This is a genomic window from Rhodococcus sp. 11-3, assembly GCF_023704055.1.
GTDB lineage: Bacteria > Actinomycetota > Actinomycetes > Mycobacteriales > Mycobacteriaceae > Rhodococcus > Rhodococcus aetherivorans.
Genome location: NZ_CP080406.1, coordinates 593,188 through 617,720, shown reverse-complemented (window position 1 = coordinate 617,720; position 24,533 = coordinate 593,188). Strand labels below are relative to the sequence as shown.

General features: G+C 68.0%; 19 protein-coding genes and 1 pseudogene. 11 read left to right on the top strand and 9 right to left on the bottom strand.

Annotated features, from left to right (window positions below):
• Positions 1-104: 104 nt before the first annotated feature.
• The 5 genes from KZJ41_RS02765 to KZJ41_RS02745 form a co-directional block, all read right to left on the bottom strand.
• A complete protein-coding gene (locus KZJ41_RS02765; protein WP_029547162.1) occupies positions 105-494 on the bottom strand; it encodes a nuclear transport factor 2 family protein in 390 nt (129 codons plus the stop codon).
• 77 nt (positions 495-571) lie between these two features.
• A complete protein-coding gene (locus KZJ41_RS02760) occupies positions 572-1,735 on the bottom strand; it encodes an acyl-CoA dehydrogenase family protein (protein ID WP_251550114.1) in 1,164 nt (387 codons plus the stop codon).
• Between the two features lie 121 nt (positions 1,736-1,856).
• Positions 1,857-2,498, bottom strand: coding sequence for a 3,4-dihydroxy-2-butanone-4-phosphate synthase (locus tag KZJ41_RS02755; RefSeq protein ID WP_006932643.1), 642 nt, complete (start codon positions 2,496-2,498; stop codon positions 1,857-1,859).
• Between the two features lie 79 nt (positions 2,499-2,577).
• The gene (locus tag KZJ41_RS02750) at positions 2,578-3,030 is read right to left on the bottom strand and encodes a flavin reductase family protein (RefSeq protein WP_044475691.1); all 453 of its coding nucleotides are present in this window, start codon (positions 3,028-3,030) and stop codon (positions 2,578-2,580) included.
• A gap of 252 nt (positions 3,031-3,282) precedes the next feature.
• Positions 3,283-4,557: a CdaR family transcriptional regulator gene (locus KZJ41_RS02745; protein ID WP_251550112.1), complete on the bottom strand. Its 1,275-nt coding sequence runs from the start codon at positions 4,555-4,557 to the stop codon at positions 3,283-3,285.
• Positions 4,558-4,862: 305 nt separating this feature from the next.
• Between KZJ41_RS02745 and KZJ41_RS02740 the strand changes: the two genes are divergently transcribed.
• The 5 genes from KZJ41_RS02740 to KZJ41_RS02720 all read left to right on the top strand — a co-directional run bounded on the left by KZJ41_RS02740 (position 4,863) and on the right by KZJ41_RS02720 (position 10,871).
• Entirely contained in the window at positions 4,863-5,435 is a 573-nt protein-coding gene (locus KZJ41_RS02740; RefSeq protein WP_043801665.1) for a VOC family protein, read from the top strand.
• 55 nt (positions 5,436-5,490) lie between these two features.
• Entirely contained in the window at positions 5,491-6,381 is an 891-nt protein-coding gene (locus KZJ41_RS02735) for a fumarylacetoacetate hydrolase family protein (protein ID WP_251550110.1), read from the top strand.
• The gene (locus tag KZJ41_RS02730) at positions 6,374-8,140 is read left to right on the top strand and encodes an FAD-dependent monooxygenase (RefSeq protein ID WP_251550108.1); all 1,767 of its coding nucleotides are present in this window, start codon (positions 6,374-6,376) and stop codon (positions 8,138-8,140) included. Before KZJ41_RS02735 ends, KZJ41_RS02730 begins: the two co-directional genes overlap by 8 nt.
• A gap of 107 nt (positions 8,141-8,247) precedes the next feature.
• Entirely contained in the window at positions 8,248-10,236 is a 1,989-nt protein-coding gene (locus tag KZJ41_RS02725) for an acetoacetate--CoA ligase (protein ID WP_251550106.1), read from the top strand.
• An 8-nt stretch (positions 10,237-10,244) separates the two neighbouring features.
• Positions 10,245-10,871: a malonic semialdehyde reductase gene (locus tag KZJ41_RS02720; protein ID WP_006932624.1), complete on the top strand. Its 627-nt coding sequence runs from the start codon at positions 10,245-10,247 to the stop codon at positions 10,869-10,871.
• Positions 10,872-10,882: 11 nt separating this feature from the next.
• Here KZJ41_RS02720 and KZJ41_RS02715 read toward each other — a convergent pair whose 3' ends face one another.
• Positions 10,883-11,359: an Lrp/AsnC family transcriptional regulator gene (locus KZJ41_RS02715; protein ID WP_006932622.1), complete on the bottom strand. Its 477-nt coding sequence runs from the start codon at positions 11,357-11,359 to the stop codon at positions 10,883-10,885.
• Positions 11,360-11,624: 265 nt separating this feature from the next.
• Here KZJ41_RS02715 and KZJ41_RS02710 point away from each other — a divergent pair, with 265 nt between their 5' ends.
• From KZJ41_RS02710 to KZJ41_RS02695, 3 genes and pseudogenes are all read left to right on the top strand, one after another.
• The gene (locus tag KZJ41_RS02710) at positions 11,625-13,976 is read left to right on the top strand and encodes a pyruvate dehydrogenase (RefSeq protein ID WP_251550104.1); all 2,352 of its coding nucleotides are present in this window, start codon (positions 11,625-11,627) and stop codon (positions 13,974-13,976) included.
• 42 nt (positions 13,977-14,018) lie between these two features.
• On the top strand, positions 14,019-15,173 hold the full coding sequence (locus tag KZJ41_RS02705) for a 2-oxo acid dehydrogenase subunit E2 (RefSeq protein WP_251550102.1): 1,155 nt from the start codon (positions 14,019-14,021) through the stop codon (positions 15,171-15,173).
• A 318-nt stretch (positions 15,174-15,491) separates the two neighbouring features.
• Positions 15,492-16,939 (top strand): annotated as a pseudogene (locus tag KZJ41_RS02695) (thiamine pyrophosphate-dependent enzyme).
• Here the strand turns inward: KZJ41_RS02695 and KZJ41_RS02690 are convergent.
• Complete coding sequence (locus KZJ41_RS02690; RefSeq protein WP_072634118.1) at positions 16,915-17,946, bottom strand: aspartate-semialdehyde dehydrogenase; 1,032 nt, start codon at positions 17,944-17,946, stop codon at positions 16,915-16,917. The pseudogene KZJ41_RS02695 and the gene KZJ41_RS02690 sit on opposite strands and share 25 nt — an antisense overlap.
• Before the next feature lie 5 nt (positions 17,947-17,951).
• Positions 17,952-19,217 carry an aspartate kinase gene (locus KZJ41_RS02685; protein WP_006932606.1) on the bottom strand — a complete coding sequence of 422 codons (1,266 nt, stop codon included), beginning with the start codon at positions 19,215-19,217 and terminating at the stop codon, positions 17,952-17,954.
• A gap of 175 nt (positions 19,218-19,392) precedes the next feature.
• Here KZJ41_RS02685 and KZJ41_RS02680 point away from each other — a divergent pair, with 175 nt between their 5' ends.
• Positions 19,393-20,595 (top strand): low temperature requirement protein A, encoded by a 1,203-nt coding sequence (locus KZJ41_RS02680; protein ID WP_029547152.1) that lies wholly within the window; start codon positions 19,393-19,395, stop codon positions 20,593-20,595.
• 15 nt (positions 20,596-20,610) lie between these two features.
• Here the strand turns inward: KZJ41_RS02680 and KZJ41_RS02675 are convergent, their stop codons facing one another.
• The gene (locus KZJ41_RS02675; RefSeq protein ID WP_251550100.1) at positions 20,611-21,828 is read right to left on the bottom strand and encodes a DUF4185 domain-containing protein; all 1,218 of its coding nucleotides are present in this window, start codon (positions 21,826-21,828) and stop codon (positions 20,611-20,613) included.
• Positions 21,829-22,183: 355 nt separating this feature from the next.
• On the opposite strand from KZJ41_RS02675, the gene leuA reads away from it, so the two are divergent.
• Both leuA and KZJ41_RS02665 read left to right on the top strand, forming a co-directional pair.
• Positions 22,184-23,992, top strand: a complete 1,809-nt coding sequence (gene leuA, locus KZJ41_RS02670) for a 2-isopropylmalate synthase (RefSeq protein ID WP_050034480.1) — start codon at positions 22,184-22,186, stop codon at positions 23,990-23,992.
• Positions 23,993-24,147: 155 nt separating this feature from the next.
• Positions 24,148-24,522: an SHOCT domain-containing protein gene (locus tag KZJ41_RS02665; RefSeq protein WP_006932600.1), complete on the top strand. Its 375-nt coding sequence runs from the start codon at positions 24,148-24,150 to the stop codon at positions 24,520-24,522.
• Positions 24,523-24,533 lie beyond the last annotated feature (11 nt).

The following is a 24,533-nucleotide window of genomic DNA, read 5'->3' as shown; positions in this document are numbered from 1 at the left end:
TGGAGTACGACTGGGCGTGGGGGATGCGCAGGGTGGGGCGATGTGGCGTCACCGAGTCGGGTGGCTGCCACCGGTAGGTCTGCGGCAGCAGCCGCCTCTCGGTGTCAACGCGCGGCGACGACCGGGCTGGGATCCATGAAGATCAGATACTCGGTCACTTTCCCGTCCTCGATGCGGGTGCGGGTGACCGCGGGAAGGGTGAACGTGGTGCCGTCGTTCATCGTGTACGTGACGTTCACATGCAAGGCGGTGACGTTCCCGTCGAACCATTCTTCGAGGATGACGTGCCGCATTCCGGCGACCGATCCCAGGTAGGACGCCACCCACTCCTGGATCGCCTCGCTTCCTTCGACCGGGTCGTTGTTCCCCATGCGGAAGATGCAGTCCGTGGAGAAGTACCCGAAGAATCGGGCGATATCGGTGTCCGCAGCATGAAGAAGGTTGCGGGTGATCTCGAGGGCGGTGAGATCGTGCGAGGTCGTATCCGATGTCATGGCGTTCACTTCCGTTGCGGTGAAGGTGCTCGTACGTCGCGCACCTGGAGGCGTGTGGGTGGACCGATTCGGGTGTGTCAGAGCAGCGGGTCGGCGACGGGGAGGTCGAGGGTGAAGCGACCCATCGTTTCCGATGCGGTGTCGATGTCGAGGAAGGCGTGTACCGCCAGGACATTGAGGTCGCGATGGAAGCGCTGGATCGGCGAGGCGGTGCGGAATCCGTCGCCGCCGATGCCGCGCACCATGTCGGTGAGTGCATTGCGGCACAGGTCGGTCATGTACGCCGCCTTCAGTTTCATTTCGGCCCGATCCTGCGGATCCGACTGCTCGGGACGCTGTGCGGTGAGGCGTTCGAAGAAGGCGTGCAGGAGAGTCTCTGCGGCGTCCGCCGCGGCAAGGGCACGGCCGAGCCGCATCTGGGCGGCCTGCTTGCCGGCGGCCTTCTCCTGGCTCAAGGTTCCCTGCCGTTGACGGGTGCGGTCGACGAAGGCGTTCGTCGCCCCCCGCATGGCGCCGACGACGACGGGGGTCACCTCCGCCATCGCGAAGGGCAGGAACGGCAGGTGGTACATCGGGTTCTCGTGGATCAGCATGCCGGGGGCCGTGCCGGCGAGGGCGAGGTCGAACGGGCCGGTCCGGTAGTCGGGGACGAACACGTCCTCGACGGAGACGTCGTTGCTGGCGGTCCCGGCCATGCCGGAGATGTACCAGGTGTCGTGGATCTTGACCTCACTGCGAGGAACGAGGAACCACAAAGGCGCCGGCGGGCGCCCCTCCTCGATGGAAACTCCTGCGAAGGTGAACCATTCGGCGTGGGCGGAACCGGAGTTCCAGGCGGTCTGGCCGGTGATCCGGTAGCCGCCCTCGACCTTCTGCACTCCGCGCAGCGGGGCGGCAGTGCCGGCGGTGAGGGTGTAGGGCTTGTCCGCGAACATCTCCCGCTGTGCCTGCTCGGGGAAGATGTTCACGCGCCATGCCGCGCCGATGTAGAAGGAGGTGACCCACCCCGTCGACGGGCACACCGCGCTGATGGCGCGAACGATGTCGGCTGCGACGTCGAGACCGAGTTCGAGCCCGCCGTACGCTTTCGGTGTCAGCGTCGCCAGGATCCCCGAGTCGATCAGGTCGGTGATCGTTTCGTCGAGCGGCGCTCGGTTCTCCTCGGTTTTCTGGGCGCGTTCGGCCAAGGCCGGCACCAGGTCGTTGACGCGGCTCATCAGTTGATCGGCGGTGATGTCCATGGTTTCCTCGCTTCGGGATGGGGGGGTCGAACTGATCGCAGAGAGCTGACCCACGCCGGCACCGCACACCTCGGGTGCGCGACATCGGCTGGATCGGAAGAGATTCGGAAAAGGGTGGCGGTCAGCGGGAGCGTTCGTGATGCTCGTCGGGTGCTACGAGGGTGAGGTCGTAGCTGTCGGCCAGTGCCTCGGCGTCGTGGGGGCCGGCGGTGTTCACCGGGTCGCTGATGCCGTCGAGTTCGGCGAAGACCGCACCGGAGTATTCCGGCCGTGCCAGATCGGTCAGCGCGAGCGCGCAGGCGGCGACTGTCTGTCGTTCGCACAGGACTCGCGGATCGACCCGCACGGGGACGAGGTGCCCGGGCCTGCTGAGGTCGTCGACGCTCGAGCGGGGATCCGCGAGCACCCGGGCGGTGAGAGCCCGGTCTGCCCCGGAGATACCGGTGGTGACTCCGGCCGAAGCGTCGACGGCAACACATTGGCCGTATGCGCATACCGACGGTGCGCGCGAACTCGGAGTGGCTTCGGGCAGACCGAGCCGGTCGCAGTCCCGCTCGTGGAGGGCCACTTGGACGAATCCCGTGCTGTGTCGAATGACGAAGGCCATCTGCTCGGTGGTCACGGTGCCTGCACATCCGACGAGCACGAGACGAGCACCGTGCCGCAGGATGATCAGTTCGCCTCGTGCCAGGGCGCGCATGCCCTCGGCTGCAGTCGACCACGGTGTCCGCGGGAGAGCGGCATATGCAACGGAGGTGGTCATGACTTTCCTCTCTTCGAGGGTGTTCGGCGCTGGGGAACAGGGGCAGAAGCGACAGACGCTGCCGACCGGCACTGTCCGGTTACACCATTTCCAGCGCGCAGTGGGTGCCGAAGGTGCGGCGGTGATAGGTGAGGGGGTCACTGTCGCGCTGCTCGGCGGCGACGACAGTGCCCAGCACGATCATGTGGTCGCCGCCTTCGAGGATCCGTTCGACGGTGCACGCTACCCATCCGGCCGCACCGGTGATCCGGGGCAGGTCGTGGTCGATGTCCCAGCGGACCCCGTGGAACTTGCCGAGGCCGTTCTTGGTGGCGAATTTCAGGGCGGCGCTGTGTTGGTCACTGGACAGGATGTTCAGGCCGAACTTGCGCGACTCGGTGACGAGTTCGAGGGTTTCGGACCCCCGGTCGAGGGAGACGAGGACCATCGGAGGGTTCATCGACAGCGAGAGGAAGGCGCTGACGGTGGTGCCGACAGGCAGCCCGCCGTCCATGGAGGTTGCGACGGCGACGGGGGTGGCTACGTGCGCCATCACGTTCTTGAATGTTTCCTGGAGCGAGGTCAACGGACGTGTCCTTCGATCGACCGCGGGACATGCCGCGGGTCTGGAGGATGGGGCGCCGGGACCCGCTTCGACTGCTCTCACCGCGGTGGCCGGCTGTGTTCTAGGACACAAGTAGACCGCACGGGTTGCGCCTTGCGCATTGGTGCGCAGCCTAAGGTTGCGCACCAACCTTGGTTTCCAGACCAACCTGCGGACGCAGGATGCCGGTACCGCCGAGCGCTATTCTCGGGCGAGCGGATCTCCTCGAAGCCACTCGTGAATGCGGAGCGCGGCACGCAGGTCGGTGGTCGTCTCCCCCGAATGACCACACAGATTCAACGCCTTGTGCACGCGATAGGTCACCGTGTTCTTCGAGATATGCTCTGCCGCAGCCACCTTGGACAGACTGTGATCCATGTCGAGATAGCGGCGCAGCGTCGACCGAAGCTCTGCCATGCGAGGTTCGCGCTGCGCGAGTGGGCCCAGCAGCCGCGATGCGAACTGTTCTGCCGCGTCCGGATCCGACAGGAGCAACACCTCGAGTGCGACGTGTTCGTGGGCCACGGTGCAGGGACCCTGACCCGGGCGAAGGCGGATCAGCCGTTCGACCGCCTTGGCTTCGGCATGGCTTCGACGGAAGCCCTCCACCCCGACGCCCATCTCCCCTACCACGACGAACGCATCGTCGAACGTGGGTAGCGCATACCGGTGCGGCGAACTCCCGGAGGTCATGGTTCCCCATGCCCATACCGTCTGGAGCCCGACCGGTAGTACCAACGAGGCCGACGGGACGCCTCGCTGCCGCAGGACGGTGTCGACGACGGCACGCAGATCCCGGGTGGAGTGCGGTCCGCTCCACGCGACGAGTGCAATGTGGGGGCCGGCGAGCGCATAGCCGAGAACCTTCTCGGCGTGGACCCGATCGACGTCCTCGGCGCCCAGGATCTGGTTCACCAGATCGAATCGGGCTGCAGACACCCCCGCCGCCCAGACACTCTGCTCCTCGATAAAGGCCGAGGCAGCCACGGCCGTGAAGTCGTCGTGCACTTCGAAGAGCAACACCGAGATCCGCCGAAGTTCGGCACTGCTCTCCGTGGGCGGGAGCACAAGGCGCGCCGCGTCGAGCAGGGCCGCGGCCAGCACGGCGTACCCCACGCGAATGGCACGCAGCAGATCGTCGAGGGCCATACCTCGACGAGCGAAGTCCCGGGCGATCTCGCCCACCTCGGCACTGGCCAGCGTGGCTTCGGGCTCGCCGAGACCGGCCACCAACATCAGTGCGCGCAGCGTGGTGGAGGTGGTGGCACGACGTACCGCCTCCATGCCAGCCGCCTCGTCCGCCAGGGCCGGTATCTTCTGGGCAATCCTGGCGGCGATGTCCTGACCGACCTCGACCGCCCAGGTCACCGCCCCGCCCCCGAGAGCCTCCCTGACGCGCTCGGCATCCGGGCTCAGCCACTCGTCCTCGGCCTGGGGTGCACGTGCTCCCGAGAGCTCATCTGTCCAATGCGCCACTTCGGCATCCTTCCGATCCGACCCCGGCACGGTGTGTAGACGACTCTATTGGGCTCCAGACCAACTCTGTCCGGATTTCTTGGCTTCCAGCCCGTAGCCGCACAAGGCGACATCGGATGGAATTGTGCAACAGATCACATGACAGAGACCACATCAAGAATCCGTCCCGGCAGCGCCGTCGCTTCCACAGACAGCAGCGTTCCCGTCCTGAGCACGCTGTTGCCCGAGCGGCCCACGTGGAGATCCGCCCGGATTCGCGCGAGGTCTCGCACCGACGACCACGTTCAGCTCCGAAGGAGACACCGATGACCTCCACCCCCAAGTTCGCTCACGTTGTGCTGCAGACCAGTCGTTTCGACGAGATGCGGGACTGGTACTGCACCGTCCTCGACGCTCACGTGGTCTACGAGGGCCACGGCCTGTGCTTCATCACCTTCGACGAGGAGCATCACCGGGTTGCTCTGCTCGGCGCTCCCGTCGAGCTGGCGCCGCGCAACCCCGGAGCCGCCGGCATGCACCACACCGCCTACACCTTCGACACCCTGCAGGATCTACTCGACCGGTACGACATGCTCAAGGCCAAGGGCATCGAACCGAAGGTGCCGATCCAGCACGGGGTGACCACGTCGCTGTACTACCAGGACCCGGACGGGAACTTCGTCGAACTGCAGATCGACAACTTCGCCACCCCGGAGGAGGCGACCGAGTACATGCACGGGCCGGAATACGGCAACAACCCCGTCGGTGTGTCGTTCGTCCCCGAGTTGATGCGCGAGGCGCTCACGATGGGCACCCCGGTCTCGGAGATCACCACCCATGCCTGGGCTCTCGAGACCAGCCCCCATCTGCCCGATCCGATGGTCGCGCTCACCAGCTGACCCGACGGCCTCTACCGATACCGACACTCGATCGTCTCTCGAAGGACTCGTTCTCATGCGTGTGGCAAATCAATCCGGCCGGCTCACCCTCGTCGCGGACGGACGCGGCGTCGACGTCGAAACCGCCAGCGCCGGGCGTTTCTCTGCGGATCCCCAGCAGATTTTCGAGCGCTGGGACGAGTTCGTCTCGTGGGCCCGGACAGTGGACTTCTCCAATGCTGCTTCGGTGATCGAATCGGAGCTGCACGCTCCGGTTCCCCGGCCGGGCCAGATCTTCGCCGTCGGCGTGAACTACGCCGATCACGTCGAAGAATCCGGCCTCGAACTCCCGGATGCGCCCTTCGTGTTCACGAAGTTCCCCGCCGCGATTGCCGGACCGTACGACACCATCGAACACCCCGGCGGCTCGGTGGACTTCGAGGTCGAACTCGTCGCGGTCATCGGCAAACACGCCCGCCACGTTCCCGTCTCGCAAGGCTGGGACCACGTCGCCGGCCTCACCCTCGGTCAGGACCTCTCCGAACGCGAGTTGCAGCTGTCCGGACCACCGCCGCAGCAGTTCGCCCTGGGCAAGTCCTTCACCGGCTTCGCGCCGATCGGACCCGTGCTGGTCACCCCCGACGAGTTCGCCGATCGTGACGACCTCGAGGTGAGCACCGTGCTCTCGGGTGAACTCATGCAGAACTCCCGCACCCGGCATCTGATCTTCCCCATTCCCATCCTGGTGTCCTACCTGTCGTCGATCGTGCCGCTGCGTCCCGGCGATCTGATCTTCACCGGCACCCCCGCGGGCATCGGCTTCACCCGCGAGCCCAAACGCCTCATCGGCACCGACGACGAACTCGTGAGCCGGGCCGAGGGCATCGGCGAGATGCGCCACCGCTTCGTCGCCACCGGCCGCCCCCACCCCCTCACCACCGTTTCCAGGAGCACGCACCATGTCTGACATCACCGTTCCCGTACTCGTCGTCGGCGGCGGCGGCTGCGGCCTGACCACCTCGATCCTGCTCTCCGAGCACGGCATCGACCACCATCTCGTCGAGCGGCACACCGGCACCTCGCCGCTGCCGAAGGCCCACTACCTCAACCAGCGCACCATGGAGGTGCTCCGGCAGTACGGCGTCGCGGACTCGATCTACGAGGTCGGCACGCCGCCGAAGAACATGGGCAAGACCCGCTGGGTGACCTCCCTGGGCGGCGACGGCGAACTCGACGGCCGCACCCTGTTCACCCTCGACTCCTTCGGAGGCGGCGGCCTCGAGAACAAGTACGCCGACGACAGCCCGTGCCTGTCGAGCAACTACCCGCAGGTGCGGCTCGAGCCGCTGCTGCGCGCGCACGCCGAGCAGCGCGCACCGGGCTCGATCCACTTCCACCGGGAACTGGTCTCGTTCACCCAGGACGACGACGGCGTCGATGCGGTCATCCTCGACCGGGACACGCAGCAGACCTACACCGTCCACGCCCAGTACCTGGTCGCCGCGGACGGCGGCAAGACCGTGGGCCCCGAACTGGGGGTGACGCTGGAGGGCCCGACCGGGATCCTGGACATGGTCAGCACCCATTTCACCGCGGATCTGTCGCAGTACTGGGAAGACGACGTGCTGATCACCTGGCTGGTCAACCCGGAAGGGGCCGGCTCGTGGCACAGCGGCGCCATGGCCGCGATGGGACCGACCTGGGGCAAGCATTCGGAAGAGTTCGTCATCCACTTCACCTTCCGCCCGGACGACCCCAACCGCTTCGACGAAGAGGCCATCGTTCCCCGGCTGCGGGAACTGCTCAAGCTGCCCGACCTCGAACCGAAGGTGCACAAGGTCAGCCACTGGATCCTCGAAGGGGTGCTCGCCGACAAGTACCAGGTCGGGCGGATCTTCCTCGCCGGGGACGCCGCCCACCGGCACCCCCCGACCACCGGTCTCGGGCTCAACACCGCGATCCAGGACGCCCACAACCTGGTGTGGAAACTCGCCGCGGTCCTGCGGGGGGACGCCTCGCCCGCGCTGCTCGACACCTACGAGCCGGAACGGCGCCTGGTGGGCATGCGCAACGTCGACTGGGCCATGTTCACCTTCCTCAACCACATGGTCATCGACGCCGGCCTCGGGCTGAGCCCCGATCAGCCTCTCGAGCTCCGCACCCAGGTGTTCCGCGACTTCTTCTCCGACACCCCCATGGGCGAAACCCGCCGGGCGCGGGCGTTCGAGGTCGCCAACACCCAGCGCACCGAGTTCCAGGCGCACGACCTCGAGATCGGCTTCGCCTACCAGAACGGCGCCCTGGTACCCGACGGCAGCGACGCTCCGCCGCGGGACCCGATGGGCAGCGTGTACTTCCCCACCACCCGCCCCGGACACCGCCTTCCCCACGCCTGGATCGAGCACCACGGCCGCCGGGTCTCCACCCACGATCTCACCGGAACCGATACCGCCTTCGTGCTCGTCACCGGCGCCGAGAGCGAGGCCTGGGTGAGCGCGGCCGACACGGTCGAGAAGAAGTTCGGGATCCGCATCAAGGTCGTCACGATCGCCGACGGCGCCGACTACACCGATCCCACCGGCCGCTGGAACGAACTGCGCGAGATCGCAGAAGACGGGGCGATCCTGGTCCGCCCCGACAACCACGTCGCCTGGCGCAGCGCCGAACGCGCCGCCGCTCCGGCCGACGAGCTCGCACGCACCGTCGGCACCCTCCTGTCCCGCTGAGCCGACGCCGCACACGCCGTCCCGGCGACCGACTCCCCGCGCACTCACCAGCGCATACCTCGGTCGGTCGCCGGGGTGGCATACCAGTCGAAAGGAAACCCCCACCGATGTCCGGTCCCGAGCCCGAACTGTTGTGGTCTCCCGCTGCCGAGCGGGTCGCCTCCTGCCGGATGTCGCAGTACCAGCGCTGGCTCGCCACCGAAAAGAACGTGAGCACCACCGATTACCGGTCGCTGTGGCAATGGTCGGTGACCGATCCGGAGGGATTCTGGTCCTCGATCTGGGAGTACTTCGACGTCCTCGCCTCGGTTCCCGCTTCCACCGCGCTGGCCGCAGACAAGATGCCCGGGGCGCAGTGGTTCCCCGGGGCGCGGCTGAACTGGGCGGAGAACCTGCTACGGCACATCGACGCCGACGGCCCGGCAATCATTTCGCTCGACGAGGACGGCCACCGATCCGAGATCGGGCGGGCGCAGCTGGTGTCCCAGGTCGCCACTCTCGCCGCACAGTTCCGCGCCATGGGGGTGCGCCCCGGCGACCGGATCGCGGCGGTGCTGCCGAACATCGCGCCGACCGTGGTCGCGGTGCTTGCCGCGGCCAGCGTCGGCACGGTGTGGTCCTGCTGCGCACCGGACTTCGGTCTCAAGGGACTGCTGGACCGGTTCACCCAGATCGAACCGACCGTGCTCATCGGCGTCGACGGCTACCGGTTCAACCACAAGACCGTCGACCGCCGCGCCCTGCTCGCCGAGCTGCAGGCCCACCTGCCCACCGTCGAAAACACCATCATGGTCCGCCACCTCGACAGCACGGCACCGCTTCCCGTCGGTGTCCTCGATTTCGCCGAGCTGATCACCGGTGACGCCGAACCTCGGTACGAGCAGGTGCCGTTCGACCATCCCCTGTGGATTCTCTACAGCTCCGGCACCACCGGGCTGCCCAAGGGCATCGTGCACTCCCACGGCGGCATCCTGCTCGAATCCCTCAAGGCCAACGCCCTGCACTACGACCTCGGCCCCACCGATCGGGTGTTCATCGCCGCCAGCACCGCATGGGTGGTGTGGAACATGCTCGTCGACGCCATGGTCACCGGCGCGACCATCGTCACCTACGACGGCAGCCCCACCGCCGACGGCCCCGACACCCTGTTCCGTATCTGCGGTAAGGAACGCGTCACCCGTTTCGGCACCGGAGCCGCCTACCTGACCCTGTGCGAAAAGGCCGGCGCCACACCGGGTGAGGACTTCGACCTCGGCTCCCTGCGGTCGATCATGAGCACCGGCTCGCCGCTGCCCGACTCCACCTGGGCCTGGGTCTATCAGGCAGTCAAGACCGATGTGCACCTCGGTTCCGACAGCGGAGGGACGGATGTGGCCACCGCGTTCGTCGGGGCCAATCCCCTCCAGCCGGTGTACACGGGCGAGCTGCAGGGACCGTGCCTCGGCGTCGCCGTCGAGGCCTGGGATGCCGAGGGACACCCGGTGATCGACGAGGTCGGGGAGATGGTGATCACCGCGCCGATGCCGTCGATGCCGATCTACTTCTGGAACGACCCCGACGGTCACCGCTACCACGACGCGTACTTCGACACCTTTCCCGGAGTGTGGCGGCACGGCGACTGGATCACCGTCACCGACCGCGGCAGCTGCCTGATCCACGGCCGCTCCGATTCGACCATCAACCGCGGCGGTGTGCGGATGGGCTCGGCCGACATCTACCAGGCCGTCGAAGCCCTCCCCGAGATCGCCGATGCCCTGGTCATCGGCGCCGAACTCCCCGACGGCGGCTACCACATGCCTCTGTTCGTGGTACTCCACCCCGGATACGACCTCGACGACGCTCTCGTCGACAAGATCCGCACCACCATCCGCACCGAGGTCTCCCCCCGCCACGTGCCCGACGAGATCGTCGACGTCCCGGCCGTACCCACCACCCGCACCGGCAAGCGCCTCGAGGTGCCGATCAAGAAGCTCATCCAAGGGGCCCCGCCGGAGACTGCACTGAACCGGGCCACCGTCGCCGATACCGACGCTCTGGACTGGTACATCGACTATGCCAACGCCTTTCACCGCTCTCGCCAGACACAAGATCAGTGAGGACTGCCGTGACCGACACCGTCGAGAACCCTGCACCCCACCGGCTCGAGCCTGTCGAAGACCGGGCGCTCGAGGCGTTGTTCACCGCGGCGCGGACCGCGAACACCTTCGCACCCATCCCGGTGTCCGACGAACACCTCACCGAGATCTGGGAGCTGGCACGCTGGGCACCGACCGGGGCCAATACTCAGCCGCTGCGAGTGGTGTTCGTACGCACCGAGTCCGGGCGTCATCGTCTGGTCGCCCACATGAACGACGGCAACAAGGCCAAGACCGCTTCGGCTCCGGCCGCGGCGATCCTGGCCGTCGACACCCGGTTCCACGACCATATGGGCACGCTGCTGCCGTTCAAGCCCGAACTCGGGCCGCTCTACGAATCGAACGAGGCAGTCCGGTCGGCCACCGCCCAGCTGAACGCGGCGCTGCAGGCCGGCTACTTCATCCTCGCCGTCCGGGCCCGCGGTCTGGCGGCCGGGCCGATGAGCGGCTTCGACGCCGCCGCACTCGATGCCGACTTCTTCCCCGACGGGCAGTGGCGGTCGCTGCTGGTCGTCAACATCGGCTACCCGGGGCAGAATCCGTGGTTCGAGCGGCTTCCGCGCCTCGAGCACACCGAGTGCCTCCGCTGGGAGTGATCGTGGGTTACTTACTCCGCGAGCGTGTCGAGCAGTGGTCGGACCCGGTAGTCCACCATTTCGCGCATCACCAAGGCCGTCGTGGTGCGTTTGACGCCCTTGATGTTCAGGATGTCCCCGGCGACGCGATACAGATCGTCCGCGTCCCGGGCTGCGACGTGGACGAGCAGATCGGCGACGCCGCTGAGGCCGTGCACTTCCAGAACTTCGGGTATCGCGTCGAGTGCGGCCCCGACCCGGTCGAGTTTGCGCTGGGTGACGTTGGTGAGCACATACGCCTGCAGCGGATACCCGAGGATTGCCGGGTCGATGCGGCGTTCGAACGAGCGCAGCGCCCCCGCCTCGTCGAGCTTGCTCAAACGTGCTTGAACAGTGTTGCGGGACAGACCTGTTCGCTCGGCCACCGCCAGGACGGTGGCGCGGGGGTCGTCGGACAGGGCGGTCAGGATTCGCGCGTCGATCCGGTCGGCTCGGTGTGTGCTTGGCACAGTGCCCACCTCCCTTTCGTCCACACCCGCCAGCGGGGTGCATAATGCTCAATTTTCGGTTCCAGTATTGCGCAAACAGACACCCGCTGGTGGACTGTTGTAACACCCCGCAGGTCGGGCAGCCTCCCAGACACAATCCGGTGGGCATCCCCATTCCTTCGCCGCTCGGCCGCGTCTCATCCGTCGCCGGCCGAGCCGGCTCCCCTCGGCACCTGATGCAGTAGTCCTGCCCGGTTCCGCGTTGTTGTCTTCAAGGAGAATTCCGATGTCCCTGCCCGTGTCCCTCGACTCCGTGACCCCGCACCCCACCGACCACACCGGTGCGTCCGAGGACCTTGCCGCCCTCGAGGCGATCCGGCAGCGGGTGTTGTGGCTGTCGACCTCGATGATCCACCACGCGAACCGGGTCCGCCCCAACCCCACCGGCCTGAAAGTCGGTGGCCATCAAGCGTCCTGCGCGTCGATGGTCTCGATCATGACCACCCTGTGGTTCGAGCACCTGCAGCCCGGGGACCGGGTCTCGGTCAAACCCCACGCCTCCCCGGTGCTGCACAGCATCAACTATCTGCTCGGCGAACTGGACGAGAAGTACCTGACCACCCTGCGCGAGTTCGGGGGCCTGCAGTCGTATCCGAGCCGGTCGAAGGACCCGGACACGGTCGACTACTCCACCGGGTCGGTCGGGATCGGCGCCACCGCCCCGATCTGGGGTGCGATGGCCCGCCGCTACGTCGACACCCACCTCGGCGACACCGGCCGGGGCCGGCAGTACTCACTGGTCGGCGACGCCGAACTCGACGAGGGCGCGGTCTGGGAGGCCATCCTCGATCCCGGTATCACCGACCTCGGTGAGGTGGTGTGGATCGTCGATCTGAACCGCCAGTCCCTGGACCGGGTGGTGCCCCACATCGCCGCCCGCCGCCTGGAGAAGATGTTCGACGCCGCCGGCTGGCAGGTCGTCACCGTCAAATTCGGCACGCTGCTCGAAGAACTGTTCGCCCGACCCGGCGGGGATGCGCTGCGCACCCGCATCCTGGACATGCCGAATCCGGAATACCAGCGGCTGCTGCGCTGCACCCCGGCCGAGGTCCGCGACCGGCTGCCCGGCGACGGCCCCGGCAGCACGCAGATCGCCGAGCTGATCGCCACCCTCGACGATGCGACACTCACCGCCGCGGTCCGCAACCTCGGCGGACACGACCTTCGAGCCCTCTCGGAGGCGTACCGGCAGATCGACGACACCCGCCCCACGGTGATCATCGCCTACACCATCAAGGGCTACGGCCTGCCCACCGAAGGCCACCCGCAGAACCACTCCGCGCTGCTGACCGTCGACGAATACACGCAACTGGCCTCGGCCTTGGGAATGGACCCGCAGCACCCGTGGGGCCGGTTCGCGGCCGACACCTCAGCAGGACAGCTGTGCCAGAGCACCGCCGATCGGCTGCGGCGCGACGCGACCCCGGCGCTGCCGAACCTGACGATTCCCACCGATATCGGCCGCACCCCCAAGGGCACCGCCACCACCCAAGCCGCCCTCGGCCGGGTACTGCTGGACCTGACCCGCGAAGCCCCCGAGGCCGCCGGGCGGGTGGTCACCGTCAGCCCCGACGTCAGCTCCACCACCAACCTCGGCGGCTGGGTGAACAAGGTCGGCGTGTGGTCGGCGGCCGAGCGGCACAACTGGTTCGCCGACGACGCCGAAACGATCATGCACTGGAACGAACGCCCCACCGGCCAGCACATGGAACTCGGCATCGCCGAAACCAACCTGGTCGGACTGATCGGCGAACTCGGCGCCACCTGGAGCCGCTGGGGCCAGCCGCTGCTGCCCATCGGGGTGCTCTACGACCCGTTCGTCGAACGCGCCCTCGAGCCCTGGTCGTACGGCATCTACGCCGGCGGACAGTCCATCCTCGTCGGCACCCCCTCCGGGGTCACCCTCGCCGCCGAAGGCGGTGCGCACCAGTCGATCAAGACCCCCTCGATCGGCCTCGAACAACCCGGCTGCATCAGCTACGAACCTGCCTTCGCGATCGACGTCGAATGGACCCTGCTCGCCTCCCTCGCCCGGCTCGGCCGCCCCGACGGCACCTCCGCGTACCTGCGGCTGTCCACCCGCCCGGTCGATCAGACCCTTGCCGCCGTGCCCACCGACCCGGCCGCGCGCGAACGCCGCCGCCGCCAGGTCGTCGCCGGTGGCTACCCGATCCGGCGCCGCGACCACGCGCAGGTCACGATCGTGGCGATGGGCGCGATGATCACCGAGGCGCTCGCCGCCGCCGACCGGCTCGAGGCCTCCGGTGCGCCGGCCGACGTGCTGTGCATCACCAGCCCCGGACTGCTGTTCGAGGCCTGGCAGGCCCGCCAGGGCCGAGCCTCGGGTCAGAGCTGGATCCTCGATCAGCTCTTCCCCGCCGACCGCGCCACCCCGATGGTCACCGTCCTCGACGGCCACCCCCACACCCTCGCGTTCCTCGCCGGCATCAACCGGGTGCGCAGCACCTGCCTCGGCGTCAGCAAGTTCGGGCAGGTCGGCGGGCTCGACGACGTCTACCGCTACCACGGCATCGACACCGACAGCATCGTCGCCGCCGCCCTCGACCTCCTCCCCTGACCTGGCACCGTTCACGCATCACCGGAAACAGAAGAGACCCCCATGACCACCGGACAACTCACCGGCACCACCGTGCGCATGCCGGCCCTCGGCGAGAGCGTCGACGAGGGCACCGTCACCCGCTGGCTCAAACGACCCGGCGACCACGTCACCGCCGAAGAACCGTTGCTCGAGGTCGCCACCGACAAGGTCGACACCGAGATCCCCTCCCCCGTCACCGGTGTCCTGCAACGCATCCTCGCCGAGGAGAACGACGTCGTCGCCGTCGGCGCCGACCTGGCCGTCATCGCCGAACCGGACACCGGATCGGTGGATACACCCTCTGAGCCACCCATCCCGGTGCCTGCTGCGAATCCGGCACCCCCGGCCGCGGCGGCGCCGGTGGCGCCGGTGGCGGCGGCTCCTCCCCTGCGGCCGTCGCCCCCGGCACCGCCCCCCACACCGAAAGACGCTGCCCCACAACCGAAGGACCCCGGGACCGGCGACACCACAGTGGAAAAGCTGCCCCGCATCCGCCGCACCATCGCCCGGCGAATGGTCGAGTCGCTACAAACCGCCGCCCAGCTGACTACGGTGTTCGAGGTGGACGTCACCGCCATCGCCCGGTTGCGCACCACCCACAAGGACGAGTTCTACGACCGCACCGGCATCAAGCTCTCGTTCCTGCCGTTCTTCGCCAAGGCCGCCGTCGACGCGCTCGCGCAGCACCGGATTCTGAACGCTTCGCTGAACAGCGAGGTCACCGAGGTGACCTATTTCGACCATTGCCACCTGGGCATCGCCGTCGACAGCGACAAAGGGCTGATGGTGCCGGTCATCCGCGATGCCCAGAATCTCGGGATCGAAGGGCTCGCCCGGGCCATCGCCGACAAGGCCGAACGCGTCCGCACCGGCACCATCTCCCCGGACGAACTGACCGGCGGCACCTTCACCCTCACCAACACAGGAAGCCGCGGCGCCCTGTTCGACACCCCGATCCTCAACCAGCCCCAGACCGGCATCCTCGGCGTCGGTGCCGTGGTCGAACGACTGATCCCCATCCGAGCCGACGGTGAACTCCGCATCGACGTGCGCTCGATGGCCTACCTGTCGATCACCTACGACCACCGCATCGTCGACGGCGCCGACGCCGCCCGCTTCCTCACCACAGTCAAGAACACCCTCGAATGCGGCTTCACCACAACCGACCTGACCTGACCGCCCACCACACCCGGAAGGAGCAAGCGTGAGCCCGGACGATCGCACCCTGCTGGCATTCGCCGTCAAATGGTCCCCCTTCGGCGGAGGAGACGAGTACATCCTTCCCGAATTCGGCCTCACCCCCGCGGTGTTCTACCAACGCCTTCTGGCGATGGTGACCACCACTCCGATCGATGAAGTGGATTTCGCGACCTGTACGTTCCTACGACAGTTCTGCGTCTCGAAGCTGTCCCGAACGTCCTGCTCACCGACCCGGCCGAGATCCCCCGAGCCCTCGCCGACGCCTTCCACATCGCCTCCAGCGGCCGACCCGGCGTGGTGCTCGTCGACATTCCCAAGGACGTGCTGCAAGCCCGCACCACCTTCTCCTGGCCCGCGGAACGACAGCTACCGGGGTACCACGTCATCACGCAACCCCACGACAAGCAGCTCCGGGCCGCAGCCGACCTGATCGCCACAGCCGAACGCCCGGTGCTCTACGTCGGCGGCGGAGTGATCAAAGCCGACGCCTCGAACGAACTGCGTGAACTCGCCGAGCAGACCGGCATCCCCGTCGGTGACCACCCACATGGCCCGCGGCGCGTTCCCGACAGTCACCGACTGCACTACGGCATGCCCTGCATGCACGGCACCGTCGCCGCCGTCGCCGCCCTGCAACGCAGTGACCTGCTGATCGCACTCGGCGCACGGTTCGACGACCGGGTCACCGGCGACCCCGCCTCGTTCGCCCCGCACGCCCGGGTCATCCACGTCGATATCGACCCGGCCGAGATCGGCAAGCACCGCTTCGCCGACGTACCGATCGTCGGCGACTGCAAGACAACGATCAGCTCCCTGATACGCCACATCCGCGCCCGCCCAGCCTGCCCTCCCGCACCCGATCCGACCGGCTGGTACGCCGATCTGGACCGACTACGCGACACCTTCCCCCTCGGCAACACCCGCCCGCCCACCGGCGCTCTGGCGCCCGAACGCGTCATCGATGCGATCGGACGCACGGCGGGCCCGGACGCGATCTACGTCTCCGGAGTCGGACAGCACCAGATGTGGGCCGCACACTTCATCACCTACGACAAGCCCCGCACCTGGCTCAACTCCGGCGGCCTCGGCACCATGGGCTACGCCGTTCCCGCCGCACTCGGCGCCAGACTCGGCACCCCGGATCGGGAGGTCTGGGCGATCGACGGTGACGGATGTTTCCAGATGACCAACCAGGAACTGGCCACCGCCGCCGTCGAAGGCATCCCATCAAGGTCGCGATCATCAACAACGGCAACCTCGGCATGGTCCGGCAACTCCAGCAAATCCACTACCAGGGCCGCTATTCGAGCGTCGACCTCGCCACCCATTCGCGGCGCATCCCGGACTTGGCCCTCCTCGCCGAAGCGCTCGGCTGCGTTGCGAACACGAGGCGGATCTCGAGGACACCATCGCGCACGCGCCATCGAAGACCGTCCCGTCGTCGTCGACCTCATCGTCGACGACACCGCCCTGGTCTGGCCGGTGATCGCAGCGGGCGCCAGCAACGACCACCTCATGCTCGCTCAGGGGAACAGGCCGTCGTTCGACGAATCCGATCATCCGGTCTCGTCAGAGGACACACACGCGTCCTGATCGTCTCTGCCGGCGAAATCGGCACGAGGAACGCCGCGCCCATGCGTCGACGCCCCACCGAGAACGACGAGAGGGAGGTTGCCGGCGACGTGTCGCGGCAACCTCCCCCTCGGGGGCGAAGAACCTACACCAGCAGCTCGGCGATCTGAATGGTATTGAGGGCGGCGCCCTTCCGGAGGTTGTCCCCCGAGACGAACAGCGCGAGACCGCGGCCCTCCGGCACACCCGGATCCTGACGGACCCGGCCCACCAGCGACGGATCCTGGCCCGCGGCCTGCAGCGGCGTCGGAACGTCCACGAGCCGCACGCCGGGGGCGTTCGCGAGCAGTTCCTTCGCGCGCTCCACCGACAGCGGGCGTTCGAACTCGGCGTTGATCGACAGGGAGTGGCCGGTGATCACCGGCACGCGCACGCAGGTACCCGACACCAGCAGGTCCGGCAGTCCGAGGATCTTGCGGGACTCGTTGCGCAGCTTCTGGTCCTCGTCGGTCTCGCCGCTGCCGTCGTCGACGAGGGAGCCGGCCAGCGGCAGCACGTTGAACGCGATGGGCGCGACGTACTTGTCCGGGGCCGGGAAGTCGACGGCACTGCCGTCGTGCACCAGCTTCTCGGCGTCGCCGATGACGGCGCGCGCCTGGCCGAGCAGTTCGTCGACGCCGGCGATGCCGCTGCCGGAGACGGCCTGGTAGCTCGAGACGATCAGCCGCTGCAGTCCGGCCTCGTCGTGCAGGACCTTGAGCACCGGCATCGCGGCCATGGTGGTGCAGTTCGGGTTGGCGATGATGCCCTTGGGCGGGTTCTTCGCCTCCTGCGGGTTCACCTCGCTCACGACCAGGGGAACCTCGGGATCCTTGCGCCAGGCCGAGGAGTTGTCGACGACGGTCGCGCCGGCGGCGGCGAACCGCGGCGCCTGCGCGCGCGAGAGGGTCGCTCCGGCCGAGAACAGGGCGATGTCGATGCCCTTCAGATCCTCGTCGGAGGTCGCCGCTGCGTCCTCCACGACGATCTCCTCACCGCGGAACGGCAGCTTCTTGCCGGCCGAGCGGGCCGAGGCGAAGAACCGCACCCGGTCGGCGGGGAAGTTGCGCTCTTCGAGCAGGGTGCGCATGACGATGCCGACCTGTCCGGTGGCACCGACGACAGCGAGAGTGGTCACAGCGATTACCGTCCCGTTCCGGCGTGGACGACGGCTTCTTCCTCGCCGCCGAGTTCGAACGCGGCGTGCAGGGCGCGCACCGCGTCGTCGAGTTCCGTGTCGTCGACGAGGACCGAGATACGGATCTCCGACGTGGAGATGAGGTCGATGTTGATGCCCGCACCCGCGAGGGCCTCGCAGAACTTCGCCGTGACGCCCGGGTGGCTCTTCATGCCGGCGCCGACGAGCGAGACCTTGCCGATGTGGTCGTCGAACAGCACCTGGGTGAAGCCGATCTCCTCCTGCTGCTTGCTCAGCAGCTCCACGGCGCGCGGGCCGTCGCCCTTGGGCAGGGTGAAGGTGATGTCGGTCTTGCCCGTCTCCACCTTGGAGATGTTCTGCAACACCATGTCGATGTTGATCTCGGCGTCGGCGACGGCGCGGAACACCTTCGCGGCGTAACCGGGGGTATCGGGCAGGCCGACGACGGTGACCTTGGCCTCGCCGCGATCGTGCGCGACGCCGGTGATCAGAGCCTCTTCCACGGGGATGTCCTCCATCGATCCGGACACGATGGTGCCGGGCTTGGTGGTGTACGACGAACGAACGTGCACGGGCACGTTGTAGCGGCGGGCGTACTCGACGCAGCGCAGCATGAGCACCTTCGCGCCGCACGCCGCGAGCTCGAGCATCTCCTCGAAGGAGACCTTCTCGAGCCGCTGCGCGTCCTTGACGATGCGCGGGTCGGCGGTGAAGACGCCGTCGACGTCGGTGTAGATCTCGCAGACATCGGCGTTCAGCGCCGCGGCCAGGGCGACGGCGGTCGTGTCTGAGCCGCCACGGCCGAGGGTGGTGATGTCCTTGCTGTCCTGGCTCACGCCCTGGAAGCCGGCGACGAGGACGATGCTGCCCTCGTCCAGCGCGGCCCGGACGCGGCCGGGGGTGACGTCGATGATCTTCGCGTTGCCGTGGCTGCTCGTGGTGATCACGCCGGCCTGCGAGCCGGTGAACGACCGCGCCTCGGCGCCGAGCGAGTGGATCGCCATCGCGACCAGGGCGTTGGAGATCCGCTCACCGGAGGTGAGGAGCATGTCCATCTCCCGCGCCGGCGGCGCCGGGCACACCTGCTGGGCGAGGTCGAGCAGCTCGTCGGTGGTGTCGCCCATCGCCGAGACCACGACGACGACGTCGTTGCCCGCCTTCTTGGTCTCGACGATCCGTTCAGCGACGCGCCGGATCCGCTCGGCCGTCGCGACCGAGGATCCTCCGTACTTCTGGACGACGAGTGCCACGCTGGCGAACCTCCGGGGTCTTGGGTGCAAGTCCAGGGGATCAGCTTACCGATGCGGCCTGGAGGGACGGGGCTCGACCTGCCCCGGCACCCGGCAGCCGTCCGCTACCGGCCCGCGGCGAGGGCCGGAACCGTCGGGCGTGACAGCGGTCTCGGGTGGTGACAGCATCTCCGGCGTGAGCATCGGCAGACGCCTGCAGGTCCGAGCGTTGGACGAACGTTCCTCCGCCTCCCCCATCGAGTTGTTCTTCGATCTCGTGTTCGTCTTCGCCCTGACCCGGGTCACCGACCTCATGGCGGTGGACACCAGCGGCGTCGACGTGCTGCGCGCCGCCCTCGTCATGGCGGTGCTGTGGTGGGTGTGGGTCGGCTACTCGTGGCTGGGCAATCTCGCCCGCGCCGACGAGGGCCTCATGCGAGTGGTGATGTTCGCCGCGATGGGGGCCGTGTTCGTCGTCGCCCTGACGATTCCCGAGGCGTTCGACGACATGCCGGGTGGCCTCGACGGACCGGTGATCTTCGCGGTCGGCTACTTCACCGTGCGCCTGATCCACCTGTCGACGTTCCTCGTCCTGAGCCGGGACGATCCGCAGCTGCGGCGGCAGGTGCTCCGATTCCTTCCGAGCATGCTGGCGGGAACGGCGTTCCTGCTGATCGCCTCGCAGCTGTCCGGACCCGCGCAGACGGTGCTGTGGATCCTCGCCCTGGCGGGCGACTACCTCGGCACCCTGGCCGGGGGCACCGGGTGGCGGCTCCGCTCGGTGAGCCACTTCGCGGAGCGGCACGGACTCATGGTGATCGTCGCCCTCGGTGAGTCGATCGTCTCGATCGGGATCGGCGTCGCGGCGCTGCCGATCTCCTGGGCGATCATCGTCGCGTCACTGCTGGGTCTGTCCGTCTCGGCGCTGCTGTGGTGGGCGTATTTCGACGTCACGTCCCTGGCCGTCGAGAAGGTCTTCGACGCGGCAACCGGGACCCGGCTGATCCGGATCGCCCAGCGTTGCTACAGCTACGCCCACCTGCCGATGGTGATCGGAATCGTCATGCTCTCGCTGGGCCTGAAGAAGATCCTCGCCTACGTCGGGGACGGGAACCATCATCGGCTCACCGATCCCCTCCAGGGCTGGCCGCTGGCCGGCCTGTACGGCGGGGCCGCGCTCTATCTCCTCGCCCTGGTGTTCTTTCGCGCCTACGCGACCGGTCGCGTCGAGGTTCCCCGGGCGACGACGGCGGTCGTCCTGCTCGCACTCCTTCCCGTGGTGGGGCACGTCCCGGCGCTGGCGACCCTCGGCATCCTGGTGGCGGTGCTGCTCGTCCTCATCGGGTACGAGACCGTCCGTTACGCCGAGCCGCGCGAGACGATCCGTCACGGGGGCTGAGACCGGACGGGCGGCTCATCCCGCGACGGTCGTGCGCAGCAGCATGACGTTGTAGTCGCTCCAGCGGGACGCGACGAAATACAGGTCGTTGCCGCTGGACCACGGATGGATGTACGGCGCGTACAGGCCGCCGATCTGGGCGCCGGTGACGACCGCCCGCGGCGCGCTCCACGGGCCTTCCGGGCGCGCGCTCGTGCGCATCTCGATCTGCCCGCGTTCCTCGTTGCCGTAGAGGAGGACGAAGGTGCTGCCGGTCCAGTGCACCGACATCTCGCCGACCGGGGCGTCGACGACGGGGACCGCCGCATCGATCCCGCCGAGGATCCAGTGGGTGCCGGTCCAGAACTCGTAGGCGGTGAGGTCGCGGATCTGCGCCTCGGGCACGCGCGAGACGTAGGCCGGACCGAAGCGCCCGTCGGGCGTGCCGAAGTCGTAGACGTAGCCCTCGTGCTTCACGTACGCGTGCTGTTGGAAGTTGCTGTTGCCCGTCGCCAGTTGCTGGACGCCGGGGACCTCGACGGGGGTGTTCACCCGCGCGGTGGCCGGGTCGACGGTCCATGTCTCACCGTTGTCGGTCGAGTACGCGACGGCCGAGGCGTTGGTCCACCATTCGCCCGGTTCGCCCCAGGCGCGCACCGACATGAAGTTGATGTACTGCGTGCCGCCGACCGAGATGCCGGCGGTGGGCACGACGGTGGTCTCGACCCTGTCGATGCCGACGCTGCCGAGGACCTCGCGGGCGAAGTTCGGGTCGGAGGAGAGCACCGGCGCCCCGGAGTAGCGATCCCCGGGTCGGGGGTCGGGCACGGCGATGCCGTCCGACAGCTCGGTGTCGCCGCTGCGCATGAGGATGTTGCGGCGCCATTCGTCGCCCTCGACCGAGCAGTCGCCGAAGGTGTCTCCGAAGGCCGCGAGCACCTGCCGGCCGGGGCCGGTCCCGCCGTTGTCCCACATGATTCCCAGGTCGGTGCCCGAGACGGAGAAGCGGGTGTCGGTCCGGTTCGGGCTGCGCGGTCCCGTGACCCAGGCGACGGTGCGGGTGGGCCCGGAGGTGATCGTCGGCAGCGGTCCCTGCGGCGTCCCGGCACCGGGGTTGCTGCTGCCGAAGCCGCTGCTTCCGGACCCGGAGCCCCCGCACGGTTCCGCTTGAGCGGTGGCGGCAAATGGCACCGCGCAGCCGAGCGCGAGCAGCAGCGCCGAGGAGAACGTCGTCGCCGACCGGACCGCCCTCATGAGCCCTCCTCCCGGCCGGGTGACCGAAACGCGTCTTCCCTGATACTCCTGTGACCAATGATGTCTGTGTGACGAATGAGGTCAACGTATTGGATCGATGGGGCTCGCGACAGCGCCCTCCGTATCGATCGGGTCACGTTCGCACGGCCTGCTCCGCCCGGCCCCGGCAGCGAAATCCCCGCATCCCGGGTGGGCTCCGGCGGGGGCGAGCGAGTACACTGCCTGGCATGCAGCGCGCGCTTCTCCTCGGCCGCCGCGGCGGGATCTGACCAGACCGGCTTCCCGTCGCGGGGTGTGGTCGCGCCGGTCGTATCCTCATCCGGACTCACCGGTCCCCTTTTTTTGGAGTTACGTCATGTCACCCGCCGACGCATTCACCTCCGGCTCGCGCACTATCACGCCGCCGAGCAAGCCCGCCCCCGCCGATCAGCCGGCGTGGAACACGCAGAAGAACTCCTCGATGCCGACCTACCGGTACCGGCCGTTCGCCGAGGAGGTCGAGCCGGTCACGCTGCCGGACCGCACCTGGCCGGACAAGGTCATCGACCGGGCCCCCGCCTGGTGCGCCGTGGACCTGCGTGACGGCAACCAGGCGCTCATCGACCCCATGAGCCCCGCCCGCAAGCGGCGCATGTTCGACCTGCTGGTACGCATGGGCTACAAGGAGATCGAGGTCGGCTTCCCGTCGGCGAGCCAGACCGATTTCGACTTCGTCCGAGAGATCATCGAGGACAACGCGATTCCCGACGACGTCACCATCCAGGTCCTGACGCAGGCCCGCCCCGAGCTGATCAAGCGCACCTTCGAGGCGTGCGCCGGGGCCCACACGGCCATCGTCCACTTCTACAACTCGACGTCGATCCTGCAGCGCCGCGTCGTGTTCAAGGCGGACAAGGACACGGTCAAGAAGATCGCCACCGACGCGGCCGAACTGGTACTCGAGGAGGCGAAGAACCACCCCGACACGAACTGGCGGTGGGAGTACTCCCCCGAGTCGTACACCGGCACGGAACTGTCGTACGCCAAGGAGGTGTGCGACGCGGTCGTCGACACCCTGGGCGCGACCCCCGAGAACCCCGTGATCATCAACCTGCCGGCGACGGTCGAGATGGCCACGCCGAACGTGTACGCCGACTCGATCGAGTGGATGCACCGCAACCTGGCCAAGCGCGACTCGATCATCCTGTCGCTGCACCCGCACAACGACCGCGGCACCGGCGTCGCGGCGGCCGAACTGGGCTACCAGGCCGGCGCCGACCGCATCGAGGGCTGCCTGTTCGGCAACGGCGAGCGCACCGGCAACGTGTGCCTGGTCACCCTCGGCCTGAACATGTTCAGCCGCGGCGTGGACCCGCAGATCGACTTCTCCAACATCGACGAGATCCGCCGCACCGTCGAGTACTGCAACCAGCTGCCCGTGCCCGAGCGGCACCCCTACGGCGGCGACCTGGTGTACACGGCCTTCTCGGGCAGCCACCAGGACGCCATCAACAAGGGCATGGACATGATGAAGGCCGACGCCGACGCGGCGGGCACCGACGTCGACGACCTGACCTGGGCGGTTCCGTACCTGCCGATCGACCCGAAGGACGTCGGCCGCAGCTACGAGGCCGTGATCCGGGTGAACTCGCAGTCCGGCAAGGGCGGCGTGGCGTACATCATGAAGCACGACCACGGCCTGAACCTGCCGCGGCGGCTGCAGATCGAGTTCTCGCAGGCGGTGCAGCGCGTCACCGACGGTGAGGGCGGCGAGGTCAGCCCCAAGGAGATGTGGGACATCTTCCACGAGGAGTACCTGACCCCGATCACCCCGCTCGAGCGGATCCGGCAGAAGGTCGCCGCGGCCGAGACCGACGACGGCACCGACACCGTCACCGCGGTCGTGAAGTATCACGGCAAGGAACAGGAGATCACCGGGTCCGGCAACGGCCCGCTCGCCGCCTTCGTCGACGCCCTGGAGACCCTGGGCTACCAGGTGGCGGTCCGCGGCTACGCCGAGCACGCCATGTCGGCCGGTGACGACGCCCTCGCGGCCGCGTACGTCGAGGCGGACGTGACCCGGCCCGACGGGGTCTCGGCCCTGGTCTGGGGTGTCGGAATCGCGCCGTCCATCACGACGGCGTCGCTGCGCGCGGTGGTCTCGGCGGTGAACCGGGCCCACTGAGCCCTCCGGTCCCGCGAACACCGCGGCAAACGGCGCGAATTCGGACGAACGCGGCGGTACTCTTTCGCAGGAGTGCCGCCGCGTGTCCGTTTGTCGGCCGGGCGAATCTCGGTTCGGATCCGTCTCCGCACGTGCCCCACGAAAGGGAGCGTCACATGGATTTCTGGGACATCATCTGGTTCATCATCGTCAGCTTCGCGTTCATCGCGTACCTGATGGTGCTCTTCTCCATCATCGGGGACCTGTTCCGCAACCACCAGCAGTCCGGCTGGATCAAGGCGATCTGGATCGTCTTCCTGATCTTCCTGCCGTTCCTGACCGCCCTGATCTATCTGATCGTCAACGGCAAGGGCATGGCCGAGCGCTCCGCGCGGGAGTACGCCCAGGTCAAGCAGGCCCAGGACAGTTACATCCGCGAGGTCGCCGGCAAGTCGCCCGCCGAGCACATCGCCGACGCCAAGGCCCTGCTCGACGCGGGCACCATCACCGAGGCCGAATACCAGGCCCTCAAGGCCAAGGCGCTGGCCTGACGCCGCCCCCG

Excerpts from the sequence above, each read along its gene's own strand:
- KZJ41_RS02765 (WP_029547162.1), bottom strand. The coding sequence starts at position 494 with ATGACATCGGATACGACCTCGCACGATCTCACCGCCCTCGAGATCACC.
- KZJ41_RS02760 (WP_251550114.1), bottom strand. The coding sequence starts at position 1,735 with ATGGACATCACCGCCGATCAACTGATGAGCCGCGTCAACGACCTGGTG.
- KZJ41_RS02755 (WP_006932643.1), bottom strand. The coding sequence starts at position 2,498 with ATGACCACCTCCGTTGCATATGCCGCTCTCCCGCGGACACCGTGGTCG.
- KZJ41_RS02750 (WP_044475691.1), bottom strand. The coding sequence starts at position 3,030 with ATGGCGCACGTAGCCACCCCCGTCGCCGTCGCAACCTCCATGGACGGC.
- KZJ41_RS02740 (WP_043801665.1), top strand. The coding sequence starts at position 4,863 with ATGACCTCCACCCCCAAGTTCGCTCACGTTGTGCTGCAGACCAGTCGT.
- KZJ41_RS02735 (WP_251550110.1), top strand. The coding sequence starts at position 5,491 with ATGCGTGTGGCAAATCAATCCGGCCGGCTCACCCTCGTCGCGGACGGA.
- KZJ41_RS02730 (WP_251550108.1), top strand. The coding sequence starts at position 6,374 with ATGTCTGACATCACCGTTCCCGTACTCGTCGTCGGCGGCGGCGGCTGC.
- KZJ41_RS02725 (WP_251550106.1), top strand. The coding sequence starts at position 8,248 with ATGTCCGGTCCCGAGCCCGAACTGTTGTGGTCTCCCGCTGCCGAGCGG.
- KZJ41_RS02710 (WP_251550104.1), top strand. The coding sequence starts at position 11,625 with ATGTCCCTGCCCGTGTCCCTCGACTCCGTGACCCCGCACCCCACCGAC.
- KZJ41_RS02705 (WP_251550102.1), top strand. The coding sequence starts at position 14,019 with ATGACCACCGGACAACTCACCGGCACCACCGTGCGCATGCCGGCCCTC.
- KZJ41_RS02675 (WP_251550100.1), bottom strand. The coding sequence starts at position 21,828 with ATGAGGGCGGTCCGGTCGGCGACGACGTTCTCCTCGGCGCTGCTGCTC.
- leuA (WP_050034480.1), top strand. The coding sequence starts at position 22,184 with ATGTCACCCGCCGACGCATTCACCTCCGGCTCGCGCACTATCACGCCG.
- KZJ41_RS02665 (WP_006932600.1), top strand. The coding sequence starts at position 24,148 with ATGGATTTCTGGGACATCATCTGGTTCATCATCGTCAGCTTCGCGTTC.